General features: G+C 61.2%; 26 protein-coding genes and 2 tRNA genes. 22 read left to right on the forward strand and 6 right to left on the reverse strand.

The genetic code is table 11. From position 1 onward, the window contains the following. Positions 1-4: 4 nt before the first annotated feature. The 7 genes from AB0O81_RS02325 (at position 5) to leuA (ending at position 6,919) form a co-directional block, all read left to right on the forward strand. Positions 5-739, forward strand: coding sequence for a 16S rRNA (uracil(1498)-N(3))-methyltransferase (locus AB0O81_RS02325; protein ID WP_363580793.1), 735 nt, complete (start codon positions 5-7; stop codon positions 737-739). Between the two features lie 46 nt (positions 740-785). Next, positions 786-1,133: an HIT domain-containing protein gene (locus AB0O81_RS02330; RefSeq protein WP_363580795.1), complete on the forward strand. Its 348-nt coding sequence runs from the start codon at positions 786-788 to the stop codon at positions 1,131-1,133. A gap of 40 nt (positions 1,134-1,173) precedes the next feature. Continuing rightward, on the forward strand, positions 1,174-2,199 hold the full coding sequence (locus AB0O81_RS02335; protein WP_363580899.1) for a PhoH family protein: 1,026 nt from the start codon (positions 1,174-1,176) through the stop codon (positions 2,197-2,199). Beyond that, positions 2,196-2,663 carry an rRNA maturation RNase YbeY gene (gene ybeY / locus AB0O81_RS02340; RefSeq protein ID WP_363580797.1) on the forward strand — a complete coding sequence of 156 codons (468 nt, stop codon included), beginning with the start codon at positions 2,196-2,198 and terminating at the stop codon, positions 2,661-2,663. The genes AB0O81_RS02335 and ybeY overlap by 4 nt, the downstream gene beginning before the upstream one ends. After that, positions 2,660-4,084, forward strand: coding sequence for a hemolysin family protein (locus tag AB0O81_RS02345; protein WP_363580799.1), 1,425 nt, complete (start codon positions 2,660-2,662; stop codon positions 4,082-4,084). The genes ybeY and AB0O81_RS02345 overlap by 4 nt, the downstream gene beginning before the upstream one ends. Next, complete coding sequence (gene era / locus AB0O81_RS02350; protein ID WP_363580801.1) at positions 4,081-4,977, forward strand: GTPase Era; 897 nt, start codon at positions 4,081-4,083, stop codon at positions 4,975-4,977. Before AB0O81_RS02345 ends, era begins: the two co-directional genes overlap by 4 nt. A gap of 181 nt (positions 4,978-5,158) precedes the next feature. Further along, the gene (gene leuA, locus AB0O81_RS02355) at positions 5,159-6,919 is read left to right on the forward strand and encodes a 2-isopropylmalate synthase (RefSeq protein WP_363580803.1); all 1,761 of its coding nucleotides are present in this window, start codon (positions 5,159-5,161) and stop codon (positions 6,917-6,919) included. 45 nt (positions 6,920-6,964) lie between these two features. Here the strand turns inward: leuA and AB0O81_RS02360 are convergent, their stop codons facing one another. Then, positions 6,965-7,651 carry a TRIC cation channel family protein gene (locus tag AB0O81_RS02360; protein WP_363580805.1) on the reverse strand — a complete coding sequence of 229 codons (687 nt, stop codon included), beginning with the start codon at positions 7,649-7,651 and terminating at the stop codon, positions 6,965-6,967. Between the two features lie 87 nt (positions 7,652-7,738). Between AB0O81_RS02360 and recO the strand changes: the two genes are divergently transcribed. The 3 genes from recO to AB0O81_RS02375 all read left to right on the forward strand — a co-directional run bounded on the left by recO (position 7,739) and on the right by AB0O81_RS02375 (position 10,027). Then, positions 7,739-8,482, forward strand: coding sequence for a DNA repair protein RecO (recO, locus tag AB0O81_RS02365; protein WP_363580807.1), 744 nt, complete (start codon positions 7,739-7,741; stop codon positions 8,480-8,482). Then, entirely contained in the window at positions 8,479-9,288 is an 810-nt protein-coding gene (locus tag AB0O81_RS02370) for an isoprenyl transferase (protein WP_363580809.1), read from the forward strand. The genes recO and AB0O81_RS02370 overlap by 4 nt, the downstream gene beginning before the upstream one ends. A 64-nt stretch (positions 9,289-9,352) precedes the next feature. Beyond that, complete coding sequence (locus AB0O81_RS02375) at positions 9,353-10,027, forward strand: DsbA family oxidoreductase (protein ID WP_363580811.1); 675 nt, start codon at positions 9,353-9,355, stop codon at positions 10,025-10,027. A 24-nt stretch (positions 10,028-10,051) separates the two neighbouring features. Here the strand turns inward: AB0O81_RS02375 and AB0O81_RS02380 are convergent, their stop codons facing one another. Next, a complete protein-coding gene (locus tag AB0O81_RS02380; protein ID WP_363580812.1) occupies positions 10,052-10,561 on the reverse strand; it encodes a glutathione peroxidase in 510 nt (169 codons plus the stop codon). Positions 10,562-10,613: 52 nt separating this feature from the next. Between AB0O81_RS02380 and dusB the strand changes: the two genes are divergently transcribed. The 5 genes from dusB (at position 10,614) to AB0O81_RS02405 (ending at position 15,953) form a co-directional block, all read left to right on the forward strand. Continuing rightward, positions 10,614-11,789, forward strand: a complete 1,176-nt coding sequence (dusB, locus tag AB0O81_RS02385; protein ID WP_363580814.1) for a tRNA dihydrouridine synthase DusB — start codon at positions 10,614-10,616, stop codon at positions 11,787-11,789. Then, positions 11,782-13,119 carry a deoxyguanosinetriphosphate triphosphohydrolase gene (locus AB0O81_RS02390; protein WP_363580901.1) on the forward strand — a complete coding sequence of 446 codons (1,338 nt, stop codon included), beginning with the start codon at positions 11,782-11,784 and terminating at the stop codon, positions 13,117-13,119. The genes dusB and AB0O81_RS02390 overlap by 8 nt, the downstream gene beginning before the upstream one ends. Next, a complete protein-coding gene (gene dnaG, locus AB0O81_RS02395; protein ID WP_363580816.1) occupies positions 13,119-14,987 on the forward strand; it encodes a DNA primase in 1,869 nt (622 codons plus the stop codon). The genes AB0O81_RS02390 and dnaG overlap by 1 nt, the downstream gene beginning before the upstream one ends. A 41-nt stretch (positions 14,988-15,028) precedes the next feature. Then, positions 15,029-15,817 carry an ATP-binding cassette domain-containing protein gene (locus AB0O81_RS02400; RefSeq protein ID WP_363580818.1) on the forward strand — a complete coding sequence of 263 codons (789 nt, stop codon included), beginning with the start codon at positions 15,029-15,031 and terminating at the stop codon, positions 15,815-15,817. 63 nt (positions 15,818-15,880) lie between these two features. Further along, positions 15,881-15,953: transfer RNA gene (locus tag AB0O81_RS02405), tRNA-Asn, on the forward strand. Between the two features lie 162 nt (positions 15,954-16,115). On the opposite strand, the gene def is transcribed toward AB0O81_RS02405, so the two are convergent. Beyond that, positions 16,116-16,682 (reverse strand): peptide deformylase, encoded by a 567-nt coding sequence (gene def, locus AB0O81_RS02410; RefSeq protein ID WP_363580820.1) that lies wholly within the window; start codon positions 16,680-16,682, stop codon positions 16,116-16,118. A gap of 45 nt (positions 16,683-16,727) precedes the next feature. On the opposite strand from def, the gene AB0O81_RS02415 reads away from it, so the two are divergent. The 3 genes from AB0O81_RS02415 (at position 16,728) to AB0O81_RS02425 (ending at position 18,841) form a co-directional block, all read left to right on the forward strand. Beyond that, positions 16,728-17,810: a DMT family transporter gene (locus tag AB0O81_RS02415; protein WP_363580903.1), complete on the forward strand. Its 1,083-nt coding sequence runs from the start codon at positions 16,728-16,730 to the stop codon at positions 17,808-17,810. Positions 17,811-17,844: 34 nt separating this feature from the next. Further along, positions 17,845-17,918: transfer RNA gene (locus AB0O81_RS02420), tRNA-Ile, on the forward strand. Positions 17,919-18,601: 683 nt separating this feature from the next. Then, complete coding sequence (locus tag AB0O81_RS02425) at positions 18,602-18,841, forward strand: transglutaminase family protein (protein ID WP_363580822.1); 240 nt, start codon at positions 18,602-18,604, stop codon at positions 18,839-18,841. On the opposite strand, the gene AB0O81_RS02430 is transcribed toward AB0O81_RS02425, so the two are convergent. From AB0O81_RS02430 to AB0O81_RS02440, 3 genes are all read right to left on the reverse strand, one after another. Beyond that, positions 18,825-19,811, reverse strand: coding sequence for a LacI family DNA-binding transcriptional regulator (locus AB0O81_RS02430; RefSeq protein ID WP_363580824.1), 987 nt, complete (start codon positions 19,809-19,811; stop codon positions 18,825-18,827). The genes AB0O81_RS02425 and AB0O81_RS02430 overlap by 17 nt on opposite strands. Positions 19,812-19,888: 77 nt before the next feature. After that, positions 19,889-21,043: a Gfo/Idh/MocA family oxidoreductase gene (locus AB0O81_RS02435; RefSeq protein WP_363580826.1), complete on the reverse strand. Its 1,155-nt coding sequence runs from the start codon at positions 21,041-21,043 to the stop codon at positions 19,889-19,891. After that, a complete protein-coding gene (locus AB0O81_RS02440; protein ID WP_363580828.1) occupies positions 21,040-21,879 on the reverse strand; it encodes an aldolase in 840 nt (279 codons plus the stop codon). The genes AB0O81_RS02435 and AB0O81_RS02440 overlap by 4 nt, the downstream gene beginning before the upstream one ends. Positions 21,880-22,049: 170 nt before the next feature. Between AB0O81_RS02440 and AB0O81_RS02445 the strand changes: the two genes are divergently transcribed. The 4 genes from AB0O81_RS02445 to AB0O81_RS02460 all read left to right on the forward strand — a co-directional run bounded on the left by AB0O81_RS02445 (position 22,050) and on the right by AB0O81_RS02460 (position 26,734). Further along, positions 22,050-23,063 (forward strand): aldose 1-epimerase family protein, encoded by a 1,014-nt coding sequence (locus tag AB0O81_RS02445; RefSeq protein WP_363580830.1) that lies wholly within the window; start codon positions 22,050-22,052, stop codon positions 23,061-23,063. A 139-nt stretch (positions 23,064-23,202) separates the two neighbouring features. Next, on the forward strand, positions 23,203-24,276 hold the full coding sequence (locus tag AB0O81_RS02450; RefSeq protein WP_363580832.1) for a LacI family DNA-binding transcriptional regulator: 1,074 nt from the start codon (positions 23,203-23,205) through the stop codon (positions 24,274-24,276). Continuing rightward, positions 24,273-25,319, forward strand: coding sequence for a hypothetical protein (locus tag AB0O81_RS02455; protein ID WP_363580834.1), 1,047 nt, complete (start codon positions 24,273-24,275; stop codon positions 25,317-25,319). The genes AB0O81_RS02450 and AB0O81_RS02455 overlap by 4 nt, the downstream gene beginning before the upstream one ends. Continuing rightward, complete coding sequence (locus AB0O81_RS02460; protein WP_363580836.1) at positions 25,316-26,734, forward strand: FGGY family carbohydrate kinase; 1,419 nt, start codon at positions 25,316-25,318, stop codon at positions 26,732-26,734. The genes AB0O81_RS02455 and AB0O81_RS02460 overlap by 4 nt, the downstream gene beginning before the upstream one ends. The last annotated feature ends 105 nt before the right edge of the window (positions 26,735-26,839 follow it).

The following is a 26,839-nucleotide window of genomic DNA, read 5'->3' on the forward strand; positions in this document are numbered from 1 at the left end:
TGACGTGGCGCTGCACTTCTTGCTTGATGCTCCGCTATCGGTCGGCGTGGGCGACATTGTCACACTCACCGGAGCGGAGGCACATCACGCTGCGGTGGTGCGGCGTGTTCGCGAGGGCGAGGAAGTGACCGTGGGCGACGGCCGGGGTGTCTGGCTTCGCGGCACCGTGCTTTCTGTCGCGCCTAAGGCAGTGTGCATCACGGTTGCGCAACGCGAGCAGTTTGCACAAGCACGCCCTCGGGTGATCCTCGTGCAGGCCTTGGCCAAGGGCGACCGCGACGAACTCGCTGTACAAGCAGCGACTGAGCTCGGCATCGACGCGATCGTGCCTTGGCAGTCAGCACGCAGCGTGTCGCGATGGGATGCGGCGAAGAGGGCCAAGGGACGCGCTCGCTGGGCGAGCATCGTGCGCGAGGCCGCCAAACAAGCCCATCGCGCTTGGGTGCCAGAGGTTTCCGACGTGGTGACGACGGCCGCGTTAGCGACCCTTGCTCAGACTTCGCGAGTCGTCATTCTCGAGCCCACTGCCACGCAGCGCCTCTCGACGCTCGAGGTGAAGAATGATCCTCGTGATCTGCTGCTGGTGGTTGGGCCAGAGGGTGGAATCGACTCCGAGGAGCTCACCGCATTGATTGCCGCGGGTGCCGACCTCGTTCGATTGGGCGACACGGTGCTCCGCACATCAACCGCTGGACCGGCCGCCCTCGCGGTGCTGAGCGCACGGCTCGATCGTTGGTGAGCGGCGCTTCTCTTCCGATGGCCTCACCCGCCGGTAGACTGAAGTGATGAGCGAGCCCACGATCTTCACACGCATCTACCGGGGTGAGATTCCGTCGGAGATCATCGCCGAGACCGACAATGTGTTTGCGATTCGCGATATCGCCCCGCAGGCACCGGTTCATCTGTTGGTGATTCCCAAAACTCAGCAGTATCGTGATGTCGCTGAGCTTGCCGCTGGTGATCCTGCCCTGCTGGCTGAAATGGTGACACTAGCCGAAGAGCTAGCCACCGCTCACGCAAACGGCGAGTTTCGACTGGTATTCAATTCTGGGGAAACGGCTGGCCAAACTGTTTTCCACGTTCACGCGCATGTGCTCTGCGGTGGACTGACCGAAACGAGCGTCGGTGCCTGACGAACCAACAATCGACCGCGTATTTGCCGATGGCGTCGCCATGGTGCAGCTCTTAGGTCCTCAGGACCGCCTGCTGCGGGTAGTCGAAAAGGAACATCCCGAAGTCGACGTGCATGTGCGAGGCAATGAGATCACGCTTTCGGGTTCCAGCGAGGCAGTCAAGGCTGCGCGAAGTCTGGTCGATGAGCTGCTGGCAATGACGCAGTCTGGCCACGACCTCGTTCCCAACGATGTCGCCTCTTCTGAACGCATGTTGCGCACCGACGGTGGCCCAAGGCCATCTGAGGTCATGGGAGAGGCAATCGTGTCTTCGCGCGGACGCATCATCCGCCCGAAGACGGTTGGACAGAAGGAATATGTCGACGCGATTGAAGAGAACACCATCGTTTTCGGGATCGGGCCAGCAGGAACCGGCAAGACCTACCTCGCGATGGCCAAGGCGGTGCAGGCGCTTCAACGAAAAGAAGTCAGCCGCATCATTCTCACGCGACCCGCGGTGGAAGCGGGGGAGCGCTTGGGCTTTCTCCCCGGCACCCTGAATGACAAGATCGACCCCTATCTACGCCCGCTGTATGACGCGTTGAACGAGATGCTCGACCCTGAGATCGTGCCTAAATTGATGGCGTCAGGCACGATCGAGGTTGCGCCGCTCGCCTACATGCGCGGCCGTACTTTGAACGATTCATGCGTTGTGCTCGACGAAGCGCAGAACACGACTCCTGAACAGATGAAGATGTTCTTGACTCGTCTCGGATTCGGCACTCGCATGGTTGTGACGGGCGATATCACGCAAGTGGACCTGCCTCAGGGCACGTCAGGCCTGCGGCTTGTGACACGCGTACTCAAAGACATTGACGATATTCACTTCTCGCGGCTTACAAGTGCCGACGTCGTGCGGCATTCACTGGTAGGCCGAATCGTCGACGCCTACACCGAGTACGACGAGTCTCGGCTCTCTGCAAGGCGCGAGCGTGACGAAGCCTCAGAGTTTGCATCACGTGTGGAGCGACGCGGTGGCCGCAAACCGGGACCGCGAGATCACCTTCCCAAACGAGGACACTCATGACAATTGAGATCGGCAACGAATCCGGCATAGCGGTCGATGAAGCTGTTTTGTTGCGACTGGTGGCGCATAATCTGGTGCAGCTCAATGTCAGCAACGATGCAGACGTCGCCATCATGCTCGTCGATGAAGGGGCTATGGAAGCCCTTCATGTGCAGTGGATGGATGAGCCGGGCCCGACCGACGTGCTGAGCTTTCCGATGGACGAATTGCGCCCCGGTACAGAGGACCAGCCCACGCCGCCTGGTTTGTTGGGCGATATCGTGTTGTGCCCGCAGGTTGCGGAGGGCCAGGCTGTCGCCGCGCGGCACTCCACCATGGACGAGCTGGTCATGTTGACCACGCACGGATTGCTCCATTTGCTGGGGTTTGACCATGCAGAACCCGAAGAGGAGCGCGAGATGTTTGGCCTGCAGCGAGAGCTCATCGTGAGCTTCAACGCAGCCGAACGACGACGACGCGCATGACCCCGCTACTTCTTCTTCTCTTCGCAGTTCTCCTGCTTGCCTTCGGGTTTCTTATGGTGGCAATCGACGCCGCAATGGGCGTCACCTCGCGAGCGGATCTGTTCGAGCTCGCGGAGTCTGGTCGCAATGCCTCGGCTCTAGAGAAGATCGCCAATGACCCGGACGCCCACGCGAACGCCGTCATTTTCATTCGAGTGCTGGCAGAAACCACGGCCGCCGTGTTCGTCACTGTCGCGTTCACGCTCGTTTTCGAGAACATCTGGTGGGCGATGCTCGCCGCTGCCGTGCTGATGACAGGGGTGTCTTACGTTGTCGTTGGCGCAAGCCCTCGAAATGTCGGTCGCCAGCATGCGAAAGGATTGCTTCGCGCGGCGGCCGGAGTCATCCGCCGCGTGCGCATCATTCTGGGTCCGCTTGCTCACGGCTTGGTCGCGCTGGGCACGCGCATAACGCCCGGTGCCAGCCGAGGTGGGTCGTTCGCGTCAGAAGAACAGCTGCTCAGCATCATCGATGAAGCGGCCGAGAACGAGCTCATCGAACAAGACGATCGCCAGCTCATCCACTCGGTCTTCGACTTCACCGACACTTTCGTTCGTGCCGTGATGATCCCTCGCACCGACATGGTTTCTATCGACGCGCAGTCCGATACCCGCGATGCAATGCGCGTCTTTCTGGAAACCGGGATTTCCCGAGCACCGATTGTCGACGGTGACGCCGATGATGTTGTGGGCGTGCTCTATCTCAAGGACTTGGTGCAGTTCGGTTTCCGCGACGAAAGCGGTTGGCGGGATGCTCCGGTCAGCCGTATTTCGCGGCCCGCGATGTTCGTGCCCGAATCGATGAAAGCAGAAACTCTGCTGCAACAGATGAAGCGCGATGCGATCCATCTGTGCATGGTGATTGACGAATACGGTGGCGTTTCGGGTCTCGTGACCTTGGAAGATCTCATTGAAGAACTCGTAGGGGAGATCGCAGACGAGTATGACGCGCGCATCGACGAGGTCACCGAGCTTGCACCTGGTCAGTACCGCGTCAGTGCGCGACTTGGACTAGATGCAGTCGGCGACCTCTTTGGCCTCGAACTCGACGACGAAGATGTTGATTCAATCGGTGGGCTTCTCGGCAAGGCGCTAGGACGCGTCCCACAACCGGGCGCTTCCGCGGAGTTTGGCGGCATCGCGATGACGGGTGGCGCGTCACGAGGCCAAGGCCGTGGAATTTCCACCGTCTTCGTTGAGCGAGGAACTTTGCCCGAAGAAGAGGCGCCGAGCGCTCGTTCGCCGCGGACCGGTGAGATTCGCACCATCCCCGCTCGCAACGGCGATGCAAAGACTTCGAAAGAGCCGAAGGACACCAAGGCGTCGAAAGACGCAAAGCCATCCAAAGACGCGAAGGTGTCGAAGAAGGGGGATCGGTCATGACCGATACCAACCGATCAGGATTCGTCACGTTTGTGGGTCGGCCCAACGTCGGCAAATCGACTCTCACAAACGCTCTGGTGGGTGAGAAGGTAGCAATCACGAGCGATAAGCCTCAAACGACGAGACGCGCGATCCGCGGCATCTTGAACCGGCCAGGCGGACAACTTGTGATTGTTGACACGCCGGGCCTTCACAAACCCCGTACGTTACTTGGCCAGCGGCTCAATGATCTTGTTGAGCAAGTGCTTGGCGACGTTGATGTAATCGGCTTCTGTGTACCCGCCACTGAGAAGGTCGGTCCGGGGGATCGACGCATTGCCGAGTCGCTCAGCGGCTATGGTCGTGCCAAGAAGGTGGCCATTGTGACCAAGACCGATGCTGCCAGTCGCGACCAGATCGCGGAGCGACTCCTGGAAGTTGACGCCCTGCGCGAAGACTGGGCAGCCGTGATCCCCATCTCCGCTCTCACGAACGACCAGCTCGACGTGGTGTCAGATGAGCTTCTCGCGTTGATGCCTGCCGGACCAGCCCTGTACTCAGAAGACATCGTGACCGATGAGAGCGTCGACGACAGAGTCGCCGAGATCATTCGCGAAGCCGCCCTCGACGGCGTACGTGACGAACTCCCGCACTCCATCGCTGTGATGGTGCGAGAGATCGCACCACGCGAAGGCACCGATCTGACCGATATCTTCGCTGACATTGTTATTGAGCGCGACAGCCAGAAGGCGATAATCATAGGCAAGAAGGGAGCACGGCTAAGCGATGTCGGCGCCCGCGCCCGCACCCAGATTGAGCCGCTGATTGGAACCCGAGTCTTTTTGTCATTGCATGTCCGTGTCGCGAAAGAATGGCAACGTGACCCGAAGCAACTGGGACGGCTGGGGTTCTAGCTCCCATCGTTTCTATGACAGGGTTTTGCCGCAATTCTTGTAACCCGGTGTAGTCTGTAACCGTGCGTGCGGGCTTTCTGCTTCTTCTTAGCTGCCGCGACGAGGCCTCGATTTAGGGCCATCCTCGTCGCGGAGCTTGTCGTCGGCCCCTCCAATTTTTTGCCGAGAGAGAAGCATAATTATGGACAACGCTCAGCAGCCCTCAGGGATGCCCATCCACAAGTACCGCCCGTATCACGAGCAATTCGCCGTCTCCCTGCCTGATCGCACCTGGCCTGACAACCACATCACGGTTGCGCCGCGATGGTGCGCGGTCGACCTCCGCGACGGCAACCAGGCCCTCATCGATCCGATGAGCCCTGAACGCAAACGCGTGATGTTCAACCTTCTGGTCGGCATGGGCTACAAGGAGATTGAGGTCGGTTTCCCGTCGGCGAGCCAGACTGATTTCGATTTCGTCCGCCAACTCATCGAAGAAGACCTCATACCCGATGACGTGACAATTCAGGTGCTGACCCAAGCGCGTGAACACCTCATCGAGCGCACATACGAGTCCATCGTCGGCGCGAAGCAGGCGATTGTGCACCTCTACAACTCCACGAGTGTGCTCCAGCGCGAAGTCGTGTTCCGCTCTGACAAGCAGGGCATCATCGATATCGCGCTCGAGGGCGCTCGACTGTGCCGCAAGTTCGAGGAGCGCATCCCCGAGACCAAGGTCTTCTACGAGTACTCGCCGGAGAGCTACACAGGCACTGAACTCGAGTACGCCGTGGATGTGTGCAATCAGGTCATCGAAATCTTCGAGCCAAGCCCTGAGCGCAAGGTCATCATCAACCTGCCAGCGACCGTCGAGATGGCCACGCCCAACCAGTACGCTGACTCGATCGAGTGGATGAGCCGCAATCTCGCCCACCGGGAAAACGTGATTCTTTCGCTGCACCCGCACAATGACCGGGGTACGGCAATCGCTGCTGCAGAGCTCGGCTACATGGCTGGTGCCGATCGCATCGAGGGTTGCTTGTTCGGCAATGGTGAGCGCACAGGCAACGTCGATCTTGTTGCGCTGGGCATCAACTTGCTGACTCAGGGCATCGACCCGCAGATCGACTTCAGTGATATCGATCAGGTGAAGCGAACCGCCGAGTACTGCAATCAGTTGCCGGTGCACGAGCGCAGCCCGTGGGCTGGCGATCTGGTCTTCACGGCGTTCAGCGGCTCGCATCAGGACGCCATCAAAAAGGGCTTCGAGTCGATGGATGCTACGGCGGCCGCAGCCGGCGTATCAGTTGACGAGATCGAATGGGCTGTTCCGTATCTGCCTATCGACCCGAAAGACCTGGGTCGCTCGTACGAAGCGGTCATTCGCGTCAACTCCCAGTCGGGCAAGGGAGGCGTTGCGTACCTGCTGAAGACAGATCACGCTATCGATCTGCCGCGCAAGCTGCAGATCGAGTTCTCGGGTGTGGTGCAGGGCAAGACTGATGCCGAGGGAGGCGAAGTGACGAGCGACCAGATCTGGTCGATCTTCCGTGACGAGTATCTCCCCGCCGACGTCGCTGACCGTCGTTGGGGTCGCTTCGAGCTGGTATCAACGCGGACCCAGAGCGATCTGGCTGGCGAAGTATCGCTCGACGTCACGCTTCGCGACGGCGACGTGCAACATGCAGCCTCGGGTGTCGGCAACGGGCCGGTGGCGGCGTTCCTCGAGATTCTGCGCACGCACGGCTTCGACGTCACACTCTATGACTACGTCGAGCACACGTTGAGCGCCAGCGGAGATGCCCAGGCGGCCGCCTACGTCGAGCTGCAAGTCGACGGCGAGCGGCTCTGGGGCGTCGGCATCGACGGCGATATCGCTACCGCCTCGCTCAAGGCAATTGTCTCGTGCGTGAACCGTGCCATCCGCACGCGCGAGCAGTCAGGCGTGCTCGAAGCGGTATGACCAAGCGCGTGGGCGGCCACCGACTGAGGCCGCCCACGACGTACCTCAGGACTTGGCGATCGGAATTGCCGAGGTTTCCACAGCGACTTTGCGTCGATAAAGTGCGCGCTGTTCGGGCAACGAGATATCGAAGATGACAGCGAGTAGCCTGATGACGGTTGTGACCGCGATGCCGATTATCGCTGCTGTGGTCAGTTCTAGTCCGGCGGCATAGCTACCCGCAACTACCAGACATCCTCCGAGCGCTGCGACGGCGTACAGCGAACCGACATGCATGAGCGCAGTGGGCAGCCCCATCATCGCGTCGCGGAGAATACTCCCCCCGACGGCCGAACAGACGCCGACGAAAACCGCCGGAACGATCGGCAGCCCGAGCGTGAGTGCCTTGCTTGTTCCGAACGCACCGAACAGACCGATTACGACCGCATCAAGTCCGACGATCACCGCATTCATTCGGTGAAAGAGCCCGGCCATCAGCATTCCTGCGAGCGCCGCCAACGTCGCTGTCAGCAGATACCAGTTGCTCTGCAGCGTAACGGGGGTCGTGTTCAACAGCAGGTCTCGGATCAAGCCGCCGCCCATACCCATCACAACACCGATGATGGCGACACCCAGCAGATCCAAGCGCCGCTCGCCACGGAACCCGGAGGCAAATAGCGCTCCTTGAATGCCGCCGAGTCCTACGGCGAGAAGATCCGCCCACAGCGGGATCACGAAAGTCGGCTCGTTCACAGTTCTATTGTCAGGGACGCACACCTTTTCGGTCCTCCCGGCGGCGCGGAGCGCCGCGATGTCGCTCCGCGGAGCGATAATCGATGGATGCCCACCTATCGCGATGAGATCGTCGTACTTCGCACCCACAAGTTGGGCGAAGCCGACCGCATTGTCACGATGTTGAGCAAGCGCAACGGCAAGATTCGCGCGGTCGCAAAGGGAGTGCGGCGCACGTCATCTCGGTTCGGTGCCCGCGTGGAGCCGTTCATGGTGGCTGATGTGCAGCTCTACAAGGGCCGTAGCCTCGATATCATTCAACAGGCCGAATCTTTGGGCTCTTATGGCGCTGAAATCGTGGTGCATTACGAGCGGTACACATCGGCCCACGCCATGGTCGAAGCGGCTGACCGTCTCAACGAAGCTGAAGCGACACCCCAGCAATACCTGTTGCTCGTCGGTGGTCTGCGCGCTCTAGCCCAGGGCGAGCATGCGCCGCGTAGCATCCTCGATTCTTACCTCTTGCGCGCAATGGCGCTTTCTGGCTGGGCGCCAGGGCTGACCGAGTGCGCACGTTGCAGTGCTCCCGGACCGCACGACACCTTCCTCGCGCAGTCAGGTGGAATGGTGTGCGCCACGTGCGCGCCCACTGGTGCTGCCCGGGTACACCGTTCTACTGCCGCGCTCTTGGAAGCACTCATGGCAGGGGAGTGGGACCACGTCGATGCCGCGAGTGCCGGAGCCTCGGCCGCAGCATCCGGCCTCATCGCGGCATACGCGCAGTGGCACCTTGAGCGCGGCATTCGCTCACTCAGCCAAATGTCGTCTCGTCGGCAGGAGAGTATTCGATGACACCCAAGCCGTATACCCATCGTGACGCGGTTGCATATCGTCCGATCGACTGGACAGGGCTCTATCCCCCGCACTACCCAAAGGGTGCTGTTCCGGAACATGTTGCCGTCGTCATGGACGGCAATGGGCGATGGGCAAACCGACGCGGTCTCACGCGCGTCGAAGGGCACCGCGCTGGTGAAGCAGCGCTACTCGATGTGGTGGCTGGAGCCATTCAGGCAGGTGTCAAACATCTTTCGGTCTACGCATTCTCGACCGAGAACTGGTCGCGCTCACCCGACGAGGTGAGGTTTTTGATGGGTTTCAACCGCGACGTTCTGCACCGCCGGCGTGATCAGCTCAACGAATGGGGCGTGAGGGTGCGCTGGTCAGGTCGAAAACCGCGTCTGTGGGGGAGCGTCATCAAAGAACTGCAACATGCCGAACGCCTCACTGAGAACAATGACGTGCTCACTCTCACCATGTGCGTGAACTACGGCGGACGTGTAGAACTCGTAGACGCCATGCGATCGATCGCTGACGACGTCGCTTCGGGAAGCCTGCGGCCGTCCGCCGTGACCGAGAAGCTGATCCAGAAGCGGCTCTACCAACCTGGCATGCCTGACGTAGATCTCTTCGTCCGCTCAAGCGGAGAACAACGCACCTCCAACTTCTTGCTTTGGGAATCTGCGTACGCCGAGTATGTCTTTCTTGACACACTCTGGCCCGACTTCTCGCGCGTTGACCTCTGGGAAGCGATCGATCGTTACCTCGGTCGAGACCGTCGCTTCGGCGGAGCAATCGACTCACCGGGCACCTCGGAGTAGATCCCTTTCCAGGAATGCTGAGCTATCGGGAATAGTGAGACTGGTTTCAGGCGTTCGACCAAGCATGACTGATTCCCTCAAAATCGATGTGTGGTCCGATATCGCGTGCCCCTGGTGCTTCATCGGCAAACGCAACCTCGAAAGCGGAATCGCAGCGACGGCATCTGATGAGGATGCTCCGGCAGTCGAGGTGACCTACCACTCGTTCGAGCTATCACCCGACACTCCCGTCGACTTTGATGGTGATGAACTTGAGTTTCTCGCTACGCACAAGGGGATGCCGCGCGAGCAGGTGTCACAGATGCTCGAACGGGTGACGTCCGTGGCAGCCGAAGCAGGGCTTGAGTACAACTTCGACATTCTCAAGCACACCAATACAGTGAAGGCCCACGAGCTGCTTCACTTTGCCAAAGAAGAGGGACGCCAGATCGAACTCGCCGAGCGTCTCATGAGCGCCTACTTCATCGAAGGTCGCCACCTAGGTCGCGAAGATGAGTTGGTGGCGCTCGCTGGCGAGGTGGGCCTCGATACCGACAAGGCGCGTGACGCCCTTCGTAGCGAACAGTACCTCGAGGCGGTGCGGACCGATCAGGCACAAGCGCAGGCGTACGGCATCACCGGGGTCCCATTCTTTGTGATTGAGGGAAAGTACGGCGTGTCAGGCGCTCAGCCGTCCGACGCCTTCGCGCAGATCGTGCGCCAAGTCTGGAGTGAACGACTCGAAACTGCCGACGTGTAACGGACGACCTGCGCTTCGGCGGTTCTAAGCTTTCGCAGGCAGGTTCGCTTCGATGGCCGAGATGACGGCAGCGTCGGTCGGGACCGTTTTGGGGCGAAAGCGCACGATCTCACCGGAAGGCGTTACCAAGAACTTTTCGAAGTTCCACATAACACGACCCTTTTTACCGGTGTCGTCGCGCGACTCTTTCAGTGCCTTGTACAGAGGACTCGCGTTGCCGCCGTTGACCTTCACCTTGTCGGCAATAGGAAAACTGACGCCCCACGTCACCGCACAATAATCAAGGATTTCTTCCATGGACCCGGGTTCTTGGCCGAGGAACTGATTGCACGGAAAACCGAGCACTGTGAAGCCCTTATCTCCATATGTGCGCTGCAACTCTTCGAGCTGGGCGTATTGCGGAGTCAGACCACACTTCGATGCGACGTTTACTACGAGCACGGCTTTGTTGCCGAAGTCAGCGAGAGTCATCTCGTTGCCGTCGGCTCCGAGAAACGGAATATTGCGTGGGTCAGTCAGGGTCGCCTCAGTCATATCCAAAGGCTAAGCCCTGGGAACGTGCGGTTGGGCAGTTTCCTCTGGGAGAATGGTCCACGTGACTACTCTTGCCGCTCCCGCGCGCTCTCTGCGCATCGGGCCGATCGTTCTTGATGCGCCTGTGGTGCTCGCGCCGATGGCCGGGATCACGAATACTGCGTTCAGACGTCTCTGCCGCGAGTACGGCGCTGGTTTGTATGTCAGCGAGATGATTACCTCACGTGCACTCGTCGAGCGCAACGACACCACAATGCGCCTGATTGCTCACCATGAATCGGAGACTCCGCGATCGATCCAGCTCTATGGCGTGGATCCGACGACGGTTGCGGCCGCGATACGCGTGCTCGTCGAAGAGGACCGTGCCGATCACATCGACCTGAACTTCGGTTGCCCTGTGCCCAAAGTGACCCGCAAAGGTGGTGGCGCTGCCCTGCCGTGGAAGCTGGAGCTCTTCCGCGAAATTGTCACCCAAGCAGTGGACGCGGCCGGCGACGTTCCCCTCACGGTGAAGATGCGCAAGGGCATCGACACCGATCACCTCACCTACCTGGAAGCCGGCCGCATCGCCGAAGGCGCCGGGGTAGCGGCCGTCGCGCTGCATGCTCGCACCGCGGCGGAGTTTTACTCGGGATCGGCGGACTGGACGGCCATCGCGAAGCTCAAAGAGACTCTCCTCGACGTTCCGGTTCTCGGCAACGGCGACATCTGGTCCGCGGACGACGCGGCACGGATGATGGCCGAGACGGGATGCGACGGGGTGGTTGTGGGCCGGGGCTGTCTCGGCCGACCGTGGCTGTTCGGAGACCTCGCGCGCGCGCTCGGCGGACCGAATGCCGCTGCCAGCCCACCGGTAGATGCCACGCTGAAGTTCGTGGCTCAGGCATTCCGCCGGCACGCTGAGCTTCTCGTGGATTTCTTCGACGACGAAGGCCGGGGTTGTCGCGACATCCGCAAGCACGTCGCGTGGTATTTCAAGGGCTATCCGGTGGGTGGGGAGCTTCGCGCACGGTTCGCGACAGTATCGACGCTCGCAGAGGTCGATGAGCTCATTGCAGAACTGGATCTTGACGCCCCCTATCCGGGGGCGGCAGCAGAAGGCCAGCGAGGGCGAGCCGGCACACCGAAACGCCCCGCGCTGCCTGAAGGATGGCTCGACTCGCGCACCCTCGGCGCTGACGCGACGAGCACTCTCGCTGAAGCGGAGACGGACCACAGTGGTGGTTGATCCCTCGACCTTGGCTGGTACGGCGTCGCAGCGACCTGCCGGGTACGACGATCACGACGCCGCGCGTTTTTTCAGCGAGCACCATCGTTCAAAGCGCGACGACTTCGCCCGGGATCGCGCAAGGGTACTGCATTCAGCCGCTCTTCGCCGCTTAGCCGCGAAGACCCAGGTGCTGAGCCCCGCCAGTCCCGCTGACTTCGCACGCAACAGGCTCACTCACTCGCTTGAAGTGGCGCAGGTAGGGCGAGAACTGGCAACCTCATTGAACTTGGCGGCCGACGTCGTCGACACTGCGTGCCTGAATCACGATCTCGGCCACCCACCGTTCGGCCACAACGGTGAAAGAGCACTCAACGACTGGGCAGCTGATATCGGCGGGTTCGAAGGCAACGCGCAAACTCTGCGCATCGTCGTTCGTCTCGAGCCGAAGGTCTTCGATGATGCTGGCCGCACCCACGGACTCAACCTCACTCGCGCAAGCCTCGACGCAACGTGCAAGTACCCGTGGACCCTGGATAACCCGATACCCGATCCGGGTGGTCGTCTCAAATTCGGCGTCTACCCCGATGACGAAGACGTCTTCCACTGGATGCGTGCAGGCGCCCCGGGTCGAGTGCGGTGCATCGAAGCAGAAGTCATGGATCTGTCCGACGACATTGCTTACTCCGTTCATGACTTCGAGGACGCGATAGTCAATGGCTATCTCGATCCTGCCAAACTGACTGACGCTGCTGATCATGATGCCCTGCTCACCGCGATCCAGACATGGGTAGGGTATGACTTTGCTCGCGATGAGCTAGACGATGCTTTGTTCAGGCTGACCAGCATGCCTGTCTGGATTGACTCGTTTGACGGCACCCGAGCATCACTCGCGCAGCTGAAGAACCTCACCTCAGACCTCATCGGCCGCTTCGCTCGCGCCGCGACGACCGCAACCCGCGAGGCGTACGCCTCCGATGTGCTGACGCGCTATCGGGCTCACGTCGTCGTGCCGCGGGTAATTGAAGCCGAGATGGCCGTTCTCAAGGGAATCATCGGCGCATTTGTGGTGTCGATTGAAGGCCGAAAAGAACTTTACAAAGAACAGCGACGCATGCTCAAGCGACTAGCCACGGCCCTGTGGGAGTCGCCCGGTGAACTCGACACTCTTCACACCGAGGATTTCGCATCAGCTGCCGATGATGCGGCGAAGCGCCGCGTAGTCATTGATCAGGTGGCCAGTCTCACCGACCAGGTGGCCATCGCATGGCACACCACACTCGTCGGAGAGATCGACCCCGCTGCGGTCGGCATCTGGTCGCCCATCGCGCGACTCGATGTGGGTTCCTGATGGCAGGACGCATCAGTCAGAGCGACGTCGACGAGGTCAAAGCACGCACCGATATCTCCGAGGTCATTGGCGAGCGCGTCGCTTTGAAATCCGCGGGCGTGGGCGCGATGAAGGGGCTGTGCCCATTTCATGACGAGCGGAGCCCGAGCTTCAACGTTCGCCCGCAAGCAGGGTTTTACCACTGTTTCGGCTGTGGTGAATCAGGCGACGTGTACTCGTTTCTGCGCAAGATGGATCACCTATCTTTCACGGAAGCGGTGGAGCGACTCGCGGGACGCATCGGGCTCACTCTGCACTACGAAGACGGGGGAGCAGCCCCGGAACAGTCTGGGCGTTCACGGCTGTACGCCGCGAACGCCGCGGCAGCGGAGTTCTTTAGAGCGCAGCTCTCCGGCCCTGATGCAGACACGGGGCGCCGGTTCCTTGGTGAACGAGGTTTTGATGCGGGTGCTGCAGCACACTTCGGCGTTGGCTATGCCCCACAGGGGTGGTCATCTCTGCATCAGGCGATGCGTGCGAAGGGTTTCTCAGACGAAGAGCTCACCAGCGCTGGCCTAGTCTCCCAAGGTCAACGAGGCGTCTACGATCGGTTTCGTGGACGCCTCGTCTGGCCTATTCGCGACGTGACCGGTCAAGTCATTGGATTCGGTGCGCGCCGTCTTTTTGACGACGACAAAGGTCCCAAATATCTCAACACTCCTGAGACGACGATTTACCACAAAGCACAAGTGCTGTACGGCCTAGACCTCGCCAAACGTGACATCTCTCGACAACACCGCGTCGTCGTCGTGGAGGGCTACACCGACGTCATGGCTTGCCATCTCGCGGGAATCACCACTGCGGTTGCGACATGCGGCACGGCTTTCGGCTCCGATCACATCACCGTGCTTCGCCGTGTGATGGGCGATGACTCGACGGCCGGCGAAGTCGTCTTCACTTTTGACCCTGACGCCGCTGGTCAGAAGGCGGCTTTGCGAGCGTTTGCTGATGCCAAGCGTTTCAACGCTCAGACCTATGTCGCGACGGGCCCTGAGGGTCTCGACCCGTGCGATTTGCGCTTACAACGCGGTGATGCCGCTGTGCGCAGCGTCATTGAAGCAAAAATACCGATGGTCGAGTTCGTCATCGATCAGCGCATCGCCGGCTTTGATCTCGCGAGCGTCGAGGGGCGAGTTGGAGCGCTGCGCTCTGCGGCACCCGTCGTTGCCGAATTGCGGGATCCGCTGTTGCAACCCGAGTACGTGCGAGTTCTTGCGCGCCGGTTGGGGCTCGACACTGAAGATGTGCGACGGGAAGTCGAACGCGCATCACGTGCAGGTCGTGAGGGGGGAGCAGAACGCAATGCCCGCAGAGCGGCGCAAGCGAACACGTCGCCCGACGGCGACGAACCGCTGGCGCGCATCACCCTTGCATCATTGCCGCGCACCTCAGAGGTAGCCCTCGAGCGAGATGCGCTCATGGGCTTTCTGCAGTTTGGACATCGTATGGATGCAGAGCTCCTCGCCCGCGCGGTGGCGATTCCTTTCGCTCACCCCGCGTTGGATGCCGTACGGAAAGCTGTCGCCGCTGCCGAGGATCTCGACAGGCCAGGGTGGGCTGCCGACGCAATTGGCACTGTTCGCGAGCCGTATCGGTCTGTCGGCGGTGAGCTGCTTGCGGCGGACTTTCCGGCGCTCACCGATGCCGCGGCGGTCGCCTCCACCATCGCACTATCGCGACGGCTCATACTGCGCTCCATTGATCAGCAGAAGAGCGAACTACTCGGCGCAATTCAGCGGGTCGCTCCTTCCTCTGATGAGGGTCGAGCGATACGTATGCAACTGCGCGAGCTTGACGCCGAGCGTCAGCGACTGCATAGCGATGCCTAGCCCCGCTGGTATTCGCCACCGAGCCAAGGCAGGATGAATGAATGGGTAAACCTAAAGACCCCGACGTAGCGATTCGCTGCACTGACCTCTCTGTTTCGCGCGCGGGCCGGCTGGGAAGCTCCCAGCGCGTAATAGACGGCGTCTCTTTCGTATTGCCGCACGGCCACGCTATGGCGGTGATGGGGCCCACGGGCTCAGGCAAGTCCTCGCTCGCCCGTGTGCTTTCTGGCTCACGAGAGGAAGCGCTCTCGGTCGTCGGCGGCGACGCCGAGATCGAGGGCATTTCAGTGCGCCGCCCCGGACGCTCGCATCGCGTTCTCACCTATCTCACTGGCTACCTGCAGCAGTCCGCTGGCGCCCGCCTTCCCGCGCGTCAGACCGTATCGGAAGTTATCAGCGATCCAATCACGAGTCGCGACCGCAACGTCAACTCGCGCGCGTTGGCCGTGCGAGTCGCGACGCTACTCGACGAGTTGCTGCTGCCCCTTGGCTGTGCGACCAAGTACCCGTACGAGCTCAGCGCAGGAATGCGCCAGCGGGTTGCATTTGCCCGAGCCCTGGTGTTGCAGCCAAGGGTCTTCATCGCAGACGATCCCTTCGCAAACATGGACGTCGAAGTGCGCAAAACTGCAATAGATGCAATCGCCCATCGACAGGAGGACTACGGCATGTCAGCCGTCATCGTGACAAATGACGTCGACGTGCTGCGTCAACTTGAGACAAACGTGATGGTGTTGCGTGCTGGCCACACCATCGGCTTCGGCTCCGGAGTAGACGAAGTGGTGTGGACCCCGGGCGAAGAGTCGGAACGAAAGCTTTTGGTGTCCTGATGTCACGAGCACCCTCAGAGCTTTGCTAAGATAGTGGGGTTGCCATCGCGCAAGCAGGCATAATCCTCCATAGCTCAATTGGCAGAGCAATCGGCTGTTAACCGGTAGGTTCTTGGTTCGAGTCCAAGTGGGGGAGCGAGAAGTCCGCGTTATCTGCGTGGGCCCTCACCTAAGACCCGGGCTTCCACCCCGGGTCTTTCCCGTTAACGGGCGGTTATGGCGACGTCTCGAGCATTCCGGTGCGGAATCGCGGAGCGATCCTGCAGATTACCTGGCGAAATTAGGGCGGTTGACGGCTCTAAGCGTCGAGATTGTCGATGCCGGGAATCCACGCCGCACCGGGTTTGGCCCAGCCTCGCTTTCGCGCAATCTTCTGCACCGTCTTCCAATCAGAGTCATCGAGACGATCGATGTAGAGAATGCCATCGAGGTGGTCGAACTCGTGTTGCATGATCCGCGCACGCCAACCATCCACCTCGATGCGGACCGGCTCGCCTTCTAGATCGATACCGGTGACAATCACCGATTCGGATCGACGAAGCGCAAAACGCTCGCCGGGAAACGACAAACATCCCTCTGACTCCTCGTCAGGATCGGGGTATCCGGGCTCGAGCGGCTTCATCCACAACTCCGGGTTGATGATGACGCCACGCCAGGGCTCGCCGTTATCGTCTTCATAGTTGTATGTGTAGATGCGAAGCGCCGCACCTACCTGTGGACCCGCCAGGCCAACACCGGGCGCAGCATCCATCGTCTCGAACATGTCAGCCACGAGGGATCGTACCTCGTCGGTGATCGCGTCGACGTGTGATGCAGGTGCATGAAGTACGGGGTCGCCCATGATGCGAATCGGAAGAACTGCCACGCCTTAAGCCTACCGAGCAACGGCAACGGCTAGTGTCGTCATGTGATGTGGGCAGCAGAAGAGTTCGACAGTGTGGGCGACCAACTCGTCGGTGTTTTTGCGAGTCCAGATTTGCTCATCGGGATTCCGTTAGCGCTGCTTGGTGCTGTATTCATGTCTTTCGGCGCGCAGTACCAACATCGTGGCGTGACGAAAGTCGAGCAGATGAGTGGTTCCGCGGCAGCGCAAGGATTGAACGGCGCGCAGATGGCCCGTCTGCTCACGCGCCCTTCCTGGGTGATCGGCTCGCTGATGCTCGGCCTCGCGATTGTGTGTCAGCTTGCTGCCCTGTCATATGCACCGCTGATTGTGGTCCAACCCTTGGGCGCGATTGCACTCGTCATAACGACGTTGCTCAACGCCCGCATCAGTGGACACAAGCCCACCGGTCGCTCGCTCACTGCTATTGCGGCATGCGTGGGTGGCATCTTCGTCTTCGTCACCCTCGCGGCCTTGTTCGCCACAGAGAGCCCTGTCACAGACCGCCAACTCATCACGATTCTGCTCCTGCTCGCAGCGGTCACGCTCGTTTTCGCGATCCTCTGGGTTTGGTTGCGTTCGCGCATGGGAGCTCTCTTCTACATAGTCGCTGCTGGCGTGATCTACGGGTTTGTCGCGACATTGGCCAAAGTCGTCATCAGCCGGATCCAGACCGGTGACTTCGAGTGGCTGACTTTCGTGTGTTTGGCTGCGCTGATCATCGGTGCGATCCTGGGCGCCTACTTTGTGCAAACGGCGTACTCGTCGGGGCCGCCCGATCTCGTGATCGCCGGGCTGACGGTAGTCGATCCGATTGTGGCCATTCTGATCGGAATTTTTGTGCTCGGTGAAGCTGATGGTGCGCCGGTATGGGTGCACGTCGCGTTCGCCATTGTGGGTGCTGTCGCGGTGTGGGGTGTGTTCCAGTTAGCGCGCCACCACCCGCAAGTGGTCAGTGCGAGCGCCGAACTTCCTATCGAACGCGGATCTGAACCCTTCTCGGACGCCGGGCAGCCAAAGACCGGGTCGATTCGCGTGACTGAGGCGGTAGCGAAAGTCTGGCCCGACCCGCCGATAAAAGACAAAGGCGACGGTACGTCCACGCGTTGATGAAGCCCATACTCCCGTTAGGCTGGAGATGTACGGGGCGGTGGCCAAGCTGGTCAAGGCAGCGGGCTCATAACCCGACGATCGTGGGTTCAAGTCCCACCCGCCCTACAAAATCCCCGTGAATACAGGGATGCGGCCTCAAGGCCAGACTGAGAGCAGCAAAGCTGGCCACAAAATGGCCACAGTGAAAAGGCAAACTGCGGTACACCCGAGGACGATCGGTCACGGTGCGGGTCTGGTTCACGGGCGCTGCGCGGGGTTGTAAAATTACAACCCCGCCCTACCGTCTGAGAATTGGAGTGCGTATCAGGCGGGGGTTGGGTGTCGGGTGTTCAGCGTCAACTGCTCAGTGGATGCTTTTGAGCTTCTTGGCGAGCACTCGTTCCGTACACGCGACCAGAGACCCGCATTCAGCCAACAGCCGGTTCGTACTGACATCGTTGCTCGACATATCGCCGGCGACGGCTGTGCACTTCTACATCGACTACTTCGGCACGCGTGTGTCGGTCGTTGATGTGCGGCGGGGCACTCAGACCTGTGGATCACGACGCGTTCGCTCGTCGGGGTGCGTCCGCGGCCGCTCGAGCACTACGACCTCACATGAGATCGTTTGACCCGCGATGCGGCGCGCAGCGTAGAAACCGTCGAACAGCTCGTGCAGAGCGATCGCACGCCCCCCCCCCGAAGTCATCGACATTGCAAAGTCCATCGCTGGTCGCCACACTAATCCGGGCCGCGCCGCTTCCGACATTGCTCTGGCGATTGGCGACGCGGTCGAGTATGTGACGGGTGTGCACTCCGAAGCATCCGAGGTCGGTGTGGCCGTTGAGGGTGAGTCTCACGCGTGGGTCGAGTGGTTTGCGGGGCAATGGCAGGGCTTTGACCCGACCAACAACATCGAGATCGGCGACCGCCACGTGTTGGTGGGTCGCGAGCGCGACTACAACGACATTCCGCCATTGCGTGGCGTATACGCGGGCTCGTTCGATGCCAAGCTCAACGTCGCAGTGACGATTACCCGCCAGGCGTAGAGGTGCCGCCTCGCGTGATGAGACGGGTCGGCAGAAGTTCGGTGGATGACTTGGCGGAGGCATCCGTCGCGATTCGTTCGATGAGCATTTTTGTTGCGCGTCTGCCGAGTTCTGCCGTGTCGTAGTCGACGATGCGGATTGCTCGTGGGAGCACGCGCGAGAGTTCGAAGTCGTCGAAGCACGACAGCGCGATATCGGACCGAAGGGGGAGGAGCTGCTCAAGTACACCGATGGTCACCCGGTTATTTGCGCAGAAAACAGCGGTGGGTGCCGGCTCGTGGGCAAGGATTCGCTCCATGGCGGCGCGTGCCGCCTCGGGGGTGTGGAGCCCCGATACCGTGAGGCGTGGATCGAGGGCGCGGCCAGCATCCGCGAACGCTGCGCAGGCTCCCGCGCGTCGTTCGGCCATCGTGTAGATATCGAGAGAGTCGAACAGCAGCGCGATGCGCTCGTGTCCCGCACTCAACAGTTCTTTGACCGCGGCGTAGGCTCCGCCGCGGTTATCGAGTAGCACTTGATCGGCGTCGATGCCGTGCGCAGGGCGGTCCACAAACACCGAAGGCGTGCCGCGTTCCATCTCGGTGGCGAGGTAGGAATGATCGGATGCCGTGGGAACAACGATCAGGCCGCCCACGCGCCGTTGGCAAAAATCGAGCGCCAGTGCCTTTTCGGCATTCGCGTCTTCTTCGCTGGAGGCCACGATGAGCTGCATGCCGTGCTCGACGGCGACCGCGCTGGCGGCCGCGGCGATGTGCGAATAGAACGAGTTGGATAAATCGGCAGAGAGAAAGCCGATGGTGTCGCGCGCGCCCGAGCGAAGGCTCGCCGCGAGCGAGTTGCGGTGGTAGCCCAGCACCTCCGCCGAAGCGGCGACGCGCGCGGCCAACACGGGGTCAACGTGGGGTTCGCTGTTGATTGCCCGCGACACCGTCTTCAAACTGACGCCGGCATGTGCCGCAACATCGACCATGGTTGGCCTGCCGCTTTTCTTCACCAACCGCACCCCGCACTTTTGTCTGCCTCTATGTTAGGCAATGCGTGCGTGCTTCACTCGTGGGGCGGCGTAAAGCAACCGCTCTCATGCGACTGTTTTGCGGCGGCGAAGATGCGGTGAGTAAGCGCCGCTTCTTCGGGGCGCGCGGCGCCGAAGCCCTTGCCGAGCTTGCCCGCGCGTTCGGCAAGAAAAGCAGCCCACATTTGCAGAATTGCGTCGGAGAAGCCCGACTCGAAATTGCCGCCCGTCACGGTCGGCCATACGGCCTGGGACCCCACATCGATGCGCTGCCAACTTTGCTCACGCCCGGCACCGGGCACATCGATTATGGCAAAGACCTGTACTTCTTTAGGGTTCTTCGTGCTGTATCGCACGCCGCCAGACATGCCGATCGCTTCGAATTCCCACGTGTTTTTCTCGCCCGGATCGATGCGTTTTGTTTCGGTGGTGAGGGGAAAAGGGGATCCGTCGTGTGAGGCCCAACTGTGAATAACGGCGTTGTCCCAGGTATCGCACGGCATGGGCGATCCGTCGGGGCCGGGGCGCTCGGTGACGATGTCCTGCAGAATTCCCATGACGCGTTCAGGCTTCCACCCCAAGCGCAGGGGAACATGCCAGGTGTGCATGCCCAAGTCGTTCATGACACCGGCTTCGCCACAAAACTTCTGTTGACGCTTCCAGTTGAGCGGCTTTTGTGTGTCGAGGTCACTCGAGTGCAAGAACGCGCATTTCGCTTCGACAATGCGACCCAAAGCGCCCGATTGAATGTAGTTGACGGCCCACTGAGCGCCCGGGAAAAAGGGCATCTCGCTCGACACGCGCACGAAAGATTTCGGAGTTGCGGCGATCGCTTTCATCACGGCGTCTGCAGCTGAGCGGTCAATGCCGAATGGCTTTTCGGCGAGGAGCGCTTTGCCGGAACGAATCGTGTCGATGTAGAGCTGCTCGTGCAAGTCGTGACGCACGGCGACGTAGACGACGTCGATCTCGGGGTCTGCAAGAAGCTCGTGGTAGTCGGTGGTTTTGAGGCGGACGGTGGAGATTGTGTCGAACCACTCCATGGCGTCGGGGTTGATATCGCACACGGCCACAAGGCGAGGATCGGCCGGGTGATCGATCAACGCGGGCCAGCGCCGCAGGGCGGCCGCGATCTCGCGCCCCATGAGGCCGCCACCGATGATGCCGACATTGACAACCTCGCCGCTCATGCGCGTGCTCCTACGAGTGCGAGTGCCTCATCTGTCGTGGCATCTTCGTGAACTACCGCCATGAGTGCCGCCGTAATGCCCGCCGGGTTAGCATGCTGAATGACATTGCGGCCATAAACGATGCCGCGCGCGCCCTGGTCGAGCACGGCGCGCGTGCGGGTGAGTAGCGTGCGGTCATCGACCCTGCCGCCCCCGCGAACCAAGACGGGAGTGTCGGCCGCGGCCTGAATGACCCGGTGATAGTCGTTGATGTCATCGGTGGGGTCGGCCTTGATGAGGTCGGCACCCAGCTCGCGCGCCTGGCGTACGAGAGTCACAATCTTGCTCGTGTCGCCATCGACTGCATACCCGCCGCTGCCCGTTGCGGTCTGCATGACGAGCGGCTCAATCATGAGCGGCATGCCCCATCGTTCTGCGTCGGTGCGCAGGGCCAGGATGGAACGAATGCACTGTTCTCGCACTTCCGGGTGACCTGGCAAATCCAGAAGATTCACGCACACCGCGACCGCATCCAGGCGCACGGCAACCTCGATGGCGTCGGGAACATGGACGCTATGCAAGATGGGCTCGAGGGGATTGTTGTAGACGTTGGCGATGTCGGTACGCAAGACGAGACCCGGTTTTTGTTTGCCGGGGATCGACTGCAGCAACGGCGCCTGGCCGAGCGTGAGCTGGATCGCATCGGGGCCGGCCGCGGCCAGTGTCGCCACGGTCTTGGGCATGTCTTCGATGCCCGCGATGAATGAGTGCTCGTGAAAAGCGCCGTGATCGACGGCGACGTCGAGGGCGCGACCTGATCGTGCATTGAAGAGGCGATTGAGGCGGTACTTCGACATCGAGTGCATTCTCCGTGTGGTGTGAGGGGGCGCTGCTCTGCGCCTGCTGACAGTATGTGCCTCGTGAGACAACGTTGTCAATTGCGGATTTCCGAAATCGAATATGCGAGGCGTCCCGTGCGTCGGTGTTACCGTGACGCTGAAGCGGACCACCACGCGGAGGAGCGATCATGGCAAAGAATCTCTACGGACGGCCGGTAGATCAGGCGATCAATCGGCTGGGGGCACTGTCGCAAGCAGTGGCTATCGAGGCATCCACCCGCACCAACGGGCCCGACGCTGGCTCGCGTCGGATTCGCATCGTCAATGGGTTGCTTGACCTCGAGATCCTGCCTGACCGAGGTCTTGATCTCGGGCAGCTTCGCATTGCAGGCGTGCCCTTGGCGTGGGTATCGCCGACAGGATTTCCCGGCCTCAACAGCGGTGATAGAGATGGGCTCGGGTGGCTCCGCGGGTTCGGTGGCGGAATCCTCACGACTTGTGGGCTTTTAAACTTCGGCCCTTCCGTGGTCGATGACGGGCAGACGCATCCGATGCACGGGCGGTACTCGTCGTTGTCGGCCAACGTCACACGAGCCGAGGCTACGAACGAGGAAATCATCGTAGAGGGGGTAGTGAGCGAGGCGAGCGTTTTGGGCATGCATCTCGAGTTACGCCGCCGCATCCGCATGGAGGTCGGATCGTTGGAGGTCACCGTGGATGACACCGTGACCAACAGAAGTGGCTCGCCCGTCGCTCCCATGGTTTTGTACCATCTCAACCTCGGCTGGCCGCTCGTGGCGGAGGGCACAGAGCTGACAAGCCCTGCACTCGATGTGCAGGCGCGCGACGCAGTCGCCGAGCGCGGACTGTCGACGTGGTCAACCTTTCCGGAGCTATCAGACGAGTATCCCGAGCACGTCTTCCGGCATGAATTACCGGTGGATCGCGACGTCGACGTCGCGGTGCGTGCACGCAGTGGTTTCGGAGTGCGCATCGGCTTCAACACACACGCTTTTCCCGGACTCTTTCAGTGGCGCGTGGCGGGGGCGGGGCACAACGTTTTGGGTATTGAGCCGGCGACGACGCCGACGATTCATGGTCGGGCCGATGCGCGCGAACGGGGAATGCTCGTGCCTCTCGCACCCGGCGAGCAACGGCGGCTGGGGGTACGGCTCGCTGTGGAAATACCCGGCGCGATGTAGCGCGGCGTCACCCGCGCTGCGAAAAGACAAAAATTTGGTCACGGTGCTTGACAACGTTGTCGAGTATCGCGCATGATTGCCCAATCGGATCCGCAAGGCGCGGAAATCCGGGCATGACAACGATGTCGAGGATGCAATGATGCACGATGAGCCTGCGCGCACTGAAGGTGTGGCGCCCCGTATCCGGGCGCGTATCACCGACGTCGCCGCGCGCGCCGGAGTCAGCATCAAAACGGTGTCTCGCGTTGTCAACGACGAGTCTGGCGTTCTGCCAGGCACCCGGGATCGCGTCATCGAAGCGATTCGCGAACTTGATTTCATTCCCGATGTACGTGCCCGTGCATTAAAGCGCGGCGGCACCGACACGGTCGGTGTGATTATCGATTCCATCTCGGACGGGTTCTTCTCGGCTGTAGTGAGCTCGATCGAGAAGCTTGCCCTCGCCGACGGGCTCAGCGTGCTCTTTGCGAGCACCGGATACGAGGAGTCGCGAGAGCGAGCGCAGCTGGAGCGCCTCATGGGCCACCGCTTGCGCGGACTGATCTTGGCCCCCGTGGGAATCACCAGTGATGAACTTCGTGACCTGCAAGGTCAGTTTCCGACGGTCTGTATTGACCGCTCCCGCGAGGGGATCGACTCGGTCGTCGTCGACGACTTCGGTGCATCGCTGGAGGCCACACGCACCTTCATCGCACAGGGCCACCGTCGAATCGGTTTCGTGCGGGGGACCATCGGATACCCCACGGTCGCTGCTCGTTTGCAGGGTATGAAGAGTGCGCTTGCTGGGGCCGGCATCGACTTCGATGAGTCGCTGGTCATCTCACATGAGCATGATTCCGCAGTAGTTGCTCCGGTGACCACGCTTCTGCGCCGCCCCGACGCGCCGACGGCTGTTTTTTGCGCAACGAGTCTTGCCTCGATGGCAACCCTTCGCGCCGTTCATAACGATGACGTGGCCATGCCCGCGTTGATCTCGTTCGGCGACTTCGATCTTGCATCGATCGTCAACCCCGGCATCAGCTGTGTTGATCAAGACCCGAGCTATATCGGCGAGGCGGCCTATCGACGCCTGATTGCCCTCGTCGGCGCTACCGACGCGGAGCCCCAGCACACGGTTGTGCCCACGCGCATCGTGCAGCGTGGCTCCGGAGAAACACCCCCTCGTTCTGACCTGCGCGCGCTGCGCGCCGATGCACCCGGAGTAGCTTCATGAATCCCGTCCTTCTTCCCCCGAACCCCGTGCAGCACTTCTACCGGGGCGGCGATCGCATTGCAGCCCTGCGCGGTATCGAGGCCGAGACCGAGTTTCAGCCGGAAGAATGGCTGGGCTCAACGGTGTCGCGCTTCGGCGACGAAACTGTGGGCCTTGCCCTGACCGAGTCAGGCGCATATCTGCGTGACATCGTGGCCGCTGACTCCGGCGCGTGGGTGGGGCCGGAAACAGGGCGAAATGCGCACGATCTCGGCATTCTGGTCAAGTTGCTCGATGCGCGCCAACGGCTCCCTGTGCACGTGCACCCCGAGCGAGGTTTCGCGTTGTCGCACCTTGATTGCCCCTACGGCAAGACCGAAGCCTGGTACGTCCTGGATACCGAAGCCGACTGTGCCGTCTACGTCGGTTGGAACCAAGACATCGATCGGGCTGAGCTCGATGTGCGCCGAGACGCGCAAGACAGCGAGTGGATGCTGGCCCACATGAATCGTGTGGTGGTGCAGGAAGGCATGGGAATTCTTGTTCCTGCTGGCACCGCACACGCTATCGACGGTGGTATCTTCGTCGCCGAGGTACAGGAGCCGACCGACTTTTCGATTCTGCTTGAGTGGTCGATCACCACATCCACGCGCGAAGAGTCTCACCTTGACCTCGGCTTTGACGCGGTCATGCCCTCGGTTTCAACCAGCCAGCTGCGCCCGCAAGAACTGGCAGCGCTCGTGTGCACGACCGGCTCACAGCCCGTTGCGCGCGACTTCCGTTCGCTATTGCCCTCGCTGGCCGACCCGCATTTTGTTCTCGAGAGCGCACACGGCGCAGGCACTCGTACTGCGGAGCACGCTGCGGGAGTGGCTGTTGTTCTGGTAACACGCGGCGAAGGTGAGTTGGTCGGGGAAACCGGTTCTGCCTCGCTCGCCGGCGGACAGGCATACGCCATTCCGCACGCACTGGGGACCTGGCATATCGAGGGTGATACGGAAGTGCTCGTCGCGGCACCCGGGCGCGGCTGGCCCGCAACATTGCACCAGGGAACTGTGCGATGACGTCTTACGTTGCGGGGCTCGATCTTGGCTCGACCAGCATCAAGCTTCTGATCGCTACACGCGAAGGCGAGCAAGTGCTGGTTGTGAGCGAACGGTCTCCCTGGACGAACCTCGATGGCGGCCGTGCCGAGATGGCGGCGGAGAAAGCGATCGGCACCGTTCGCGCGCTCGCCGCACGAGCCGATGCCGCCCTCCGTGAGCGCGGCGACTACACGGTGCACGCGATCGGCGTTTCGGGAATGGCCGAGGCCGGAGTGCTTCTCGACGCGGACGGTGTGCCGAGCGCCCCGATCATGGCGTGGTTTGACCCCCGCGGTGCCGAGCAGATTCTCGCGACGCCGGCAAATTTTCGCGCGGAGTTTCCGGGGCGCACGGGCCTTCCTGTCGGTCCGTTGGCATCGATTTCCAAGCTCTTGTATTTGCGTGAGTCTGGAATCTCGTTGGCGGGCAAGACCTTTCTCAACGTTCCTGAGTTCATCGTGTCGGCGCTGGGGGGCTCGCGGGTCGCGGAAAACTCGCTGGTGTCACGCACCGGAATGATCGATCAGGACGACAGCACCCCCTGGCCAGCGGCGCTTGACGTCGTCGGAGTACAAGCCGACATACTGGCCCCGCGCGTCGCTGCCGGCTCGCCTGCGGGCACCGTGAGTGACGAGCGCATGCCCTCCGCATTTCAGGACGCCGTTTTGACGGTTGCCGGACACGACCACGTCGTTTCCGCCGTGGTCGCTGGCGCCACGTCGAGTGGGCAGATTTATGACTCGATGGGCACGGCCGAAGCTCTCGTGCGCGTGCTCGACGAGGTCTTGCCTTTCGCCGCCCGCGAAAGACTCGCGTTGGCTGGCATCAACACCGTGCGCCACGTACTTCCCGGGAAGTATCTCCTTTTGGCGGGAACCAAATCGGGTCTCCTGATGCGACGGGTCTTGCAACTCCTCGGTATTAGTGATGAATCCGGCCGAGCGGTACTCGATGCTCAGGTGATGGAACTTCCCGTTGAGGGGCGTCTCGTGGCAGGCGGGCTCACTATCAATGGCGCGCAGAACCACGACGGCGTCTTGAAAATTGTGGGTATGAGCGACAACCTTTCGCCGGCAGAACTCTTTACCGCGGCTTTGCGTCACGGCAACGACGTGTGCCAAGAGCTGCTCGAGACCATGAACCGTGAGGTGAGCGCACCGACCTCGACCCTGCTAACCGGAGGTTGGGCGCAGATGGACAGCGTCGTGCGCGCCCGTCGCACGGTGCTGCCATCGATCACGGTGTCATCTCACGACGAAAGCACCGCTTACGGTGCCGCGCTTTTTGCCGCCTATGCGCTCCATGCGGGCTCGGCGGACACATTCGAGGACGTCGCTCAGGCGTTCTTAAGGGGCCATCAAGACCTCGCTCACAACAATGAGGAAAGGAGCTGATATGGCTACTCCGGTTTTGGAGGCGCGGGGTTTGTCTCGTCAGTTTGGTCATGTGCGGGCTTTGAACGACACGGACTTTGAGTTGTATCCGGGTGAGGTTACGGC

Origin of the sequence: Microbacterium sp. NPDC076911, assembly GCF_040687125.1 — a bacterium.
GTDB lineage: Bacteria > Actinomycetota > Actinomycetes > Actinomycetales > Microbacteriaceae > Microbacterium.

Coding starts and splice junctions, on each gene's coding strand:
- AB0O81_RS02430 (WP_363580824.1), bottom strand. CDS start 19,811: ATGGTCGATGTTGCGGCACATGCCGGCGTCAGTTTGAAGACGGTGTCG.
- AB0O81_RS02345 (WP_363580799.1), top strand. CDS start 2,660: ATGACCCCGCTACTTCTTCTTCTCTTCGCAGTTCTCCTGCTTGCCTTC.
- era (WP_363580801.1), top strand. CDS start 4,081: ATGACCGATACCAACCGATCAGGATTCGTCACGTTTGTGGGTCGGCCC.
- AB0O81_RS02440 (WP_363580828.1), bottom strand. CDS start 21,879: ATGTCGAAGTACCGCCTCAATCGCCTCTTCAATGCACGATCAGGTCGC.
- AB0O81_RS02450 (WP_363580832.1), top strand. CDS start 23,203: ATGCACGATGAGCCTGCGCGCACTGAAGGTGTGGCGCCCCGTATCCGG.
- leuA (WP_363580803.1), top strand. CDS start 5,159: ATGGACAACGCTCAGCAGCCCTCAGGGATGCCCATCCACAAGTACCGC.
- dusB (WP_363580814.1), top strand. CDS start 10,614: ATGGTCCACGTGACTACTCTTGCCGCTCCCGCGCGCTCTCTGCGCATC.
- AB0O81_RS02460 (WP_363580836.1), top strand. CDS start 25,316: ATGACGTCTTACGTTGCGGGGCTCGATCTTGGCTCGACCAGCATCAAG.
- AB0O81_RS02455 (WP_363580834.1), top strand. CDS start 24,273: ATGAATCCCGTCCTTCTTCCCCCGAACCCCGTGCAGCACTTCTACCGG.
- AB0O81_RS02370 (WP_363580809.1), top strand. CDS start 8,479: ATGACACCCAAGCCGTATACCCATCGTGACGCGGTTGCATATCGTCCG.
- recO (WP_363580807.1), top strand. CDS start 7,739: ATGCCCACCTATCGCGATGAGATCGTCGTACTTCGCACCCACAAGTTG.
- AB0O81_RS02380 (WP_363580812.1), bottom strand. CDS start 10,561: ATGACTGAGGCGACCCTGACTGACCCACGCAATATTCCGTTTCTCGGA.
- dnaG (WP_363580816.1), top strand. CDS start 13,119: ATGGCAGGACGCATCAGTCAGAGCGACGTCGACGAGGTCAAAGCACGC.
- AB0O81_RS02435 (WP_363580826.1), bottom strand. CDS start 21,043: ATGAGCGGCGAGGTTGTCAATGTCGGCATCATCGGTGGCGGCCTCATG.
- AB0O81_RS02375 (WP_363580811.1), top strand. CDS start 9,353: ATGACTGATTCCCTCAAAATCGATGTGTGGTCCGATATCGCGTGCCCC.
- ybeY (WP_363580797.1), top strand. CDS start 2,196: ATGACAATTGAGATCGGCAACGAATCCGGCATAGCGGTCGATGAAGCT.
- AB0O81_RS02415 (WP_363580903.1), top strand. CDS start 16,728: ATGTGGGCAGCAGAAGAGTTCGACAGTGTGGGCGACCAACTCGTCGGT.
- AB0O81_RS02400 (WP_363580818.1), top strand. CDS start 15,029: ATGGGTAAACCTAAAGACCCCGACGTAGCGATTCGCTGCACTGACCTC.
- AB0O81_RS02330 (WP_363580795.1), top strand. CDS start 786: ATGAGCGAGCCCACGATCTTCACACGCATCTACCGGGGTGAGATTCCG.
- AB0O81_RS02445 (WP_363580830.1), top strand. CDS start 22,050: ATGGCAAAGAATCTCTACGGACGGCCGGTAGATCAGGCGATCAATCGG.
- AB0O81_RS02335 (WP_363580899.1), top strand. CDS start 1,174: ATGGTGCAGCTCTTAGGTCCTCAGGACCGCCTGCTGCGGGTAGTCGAA.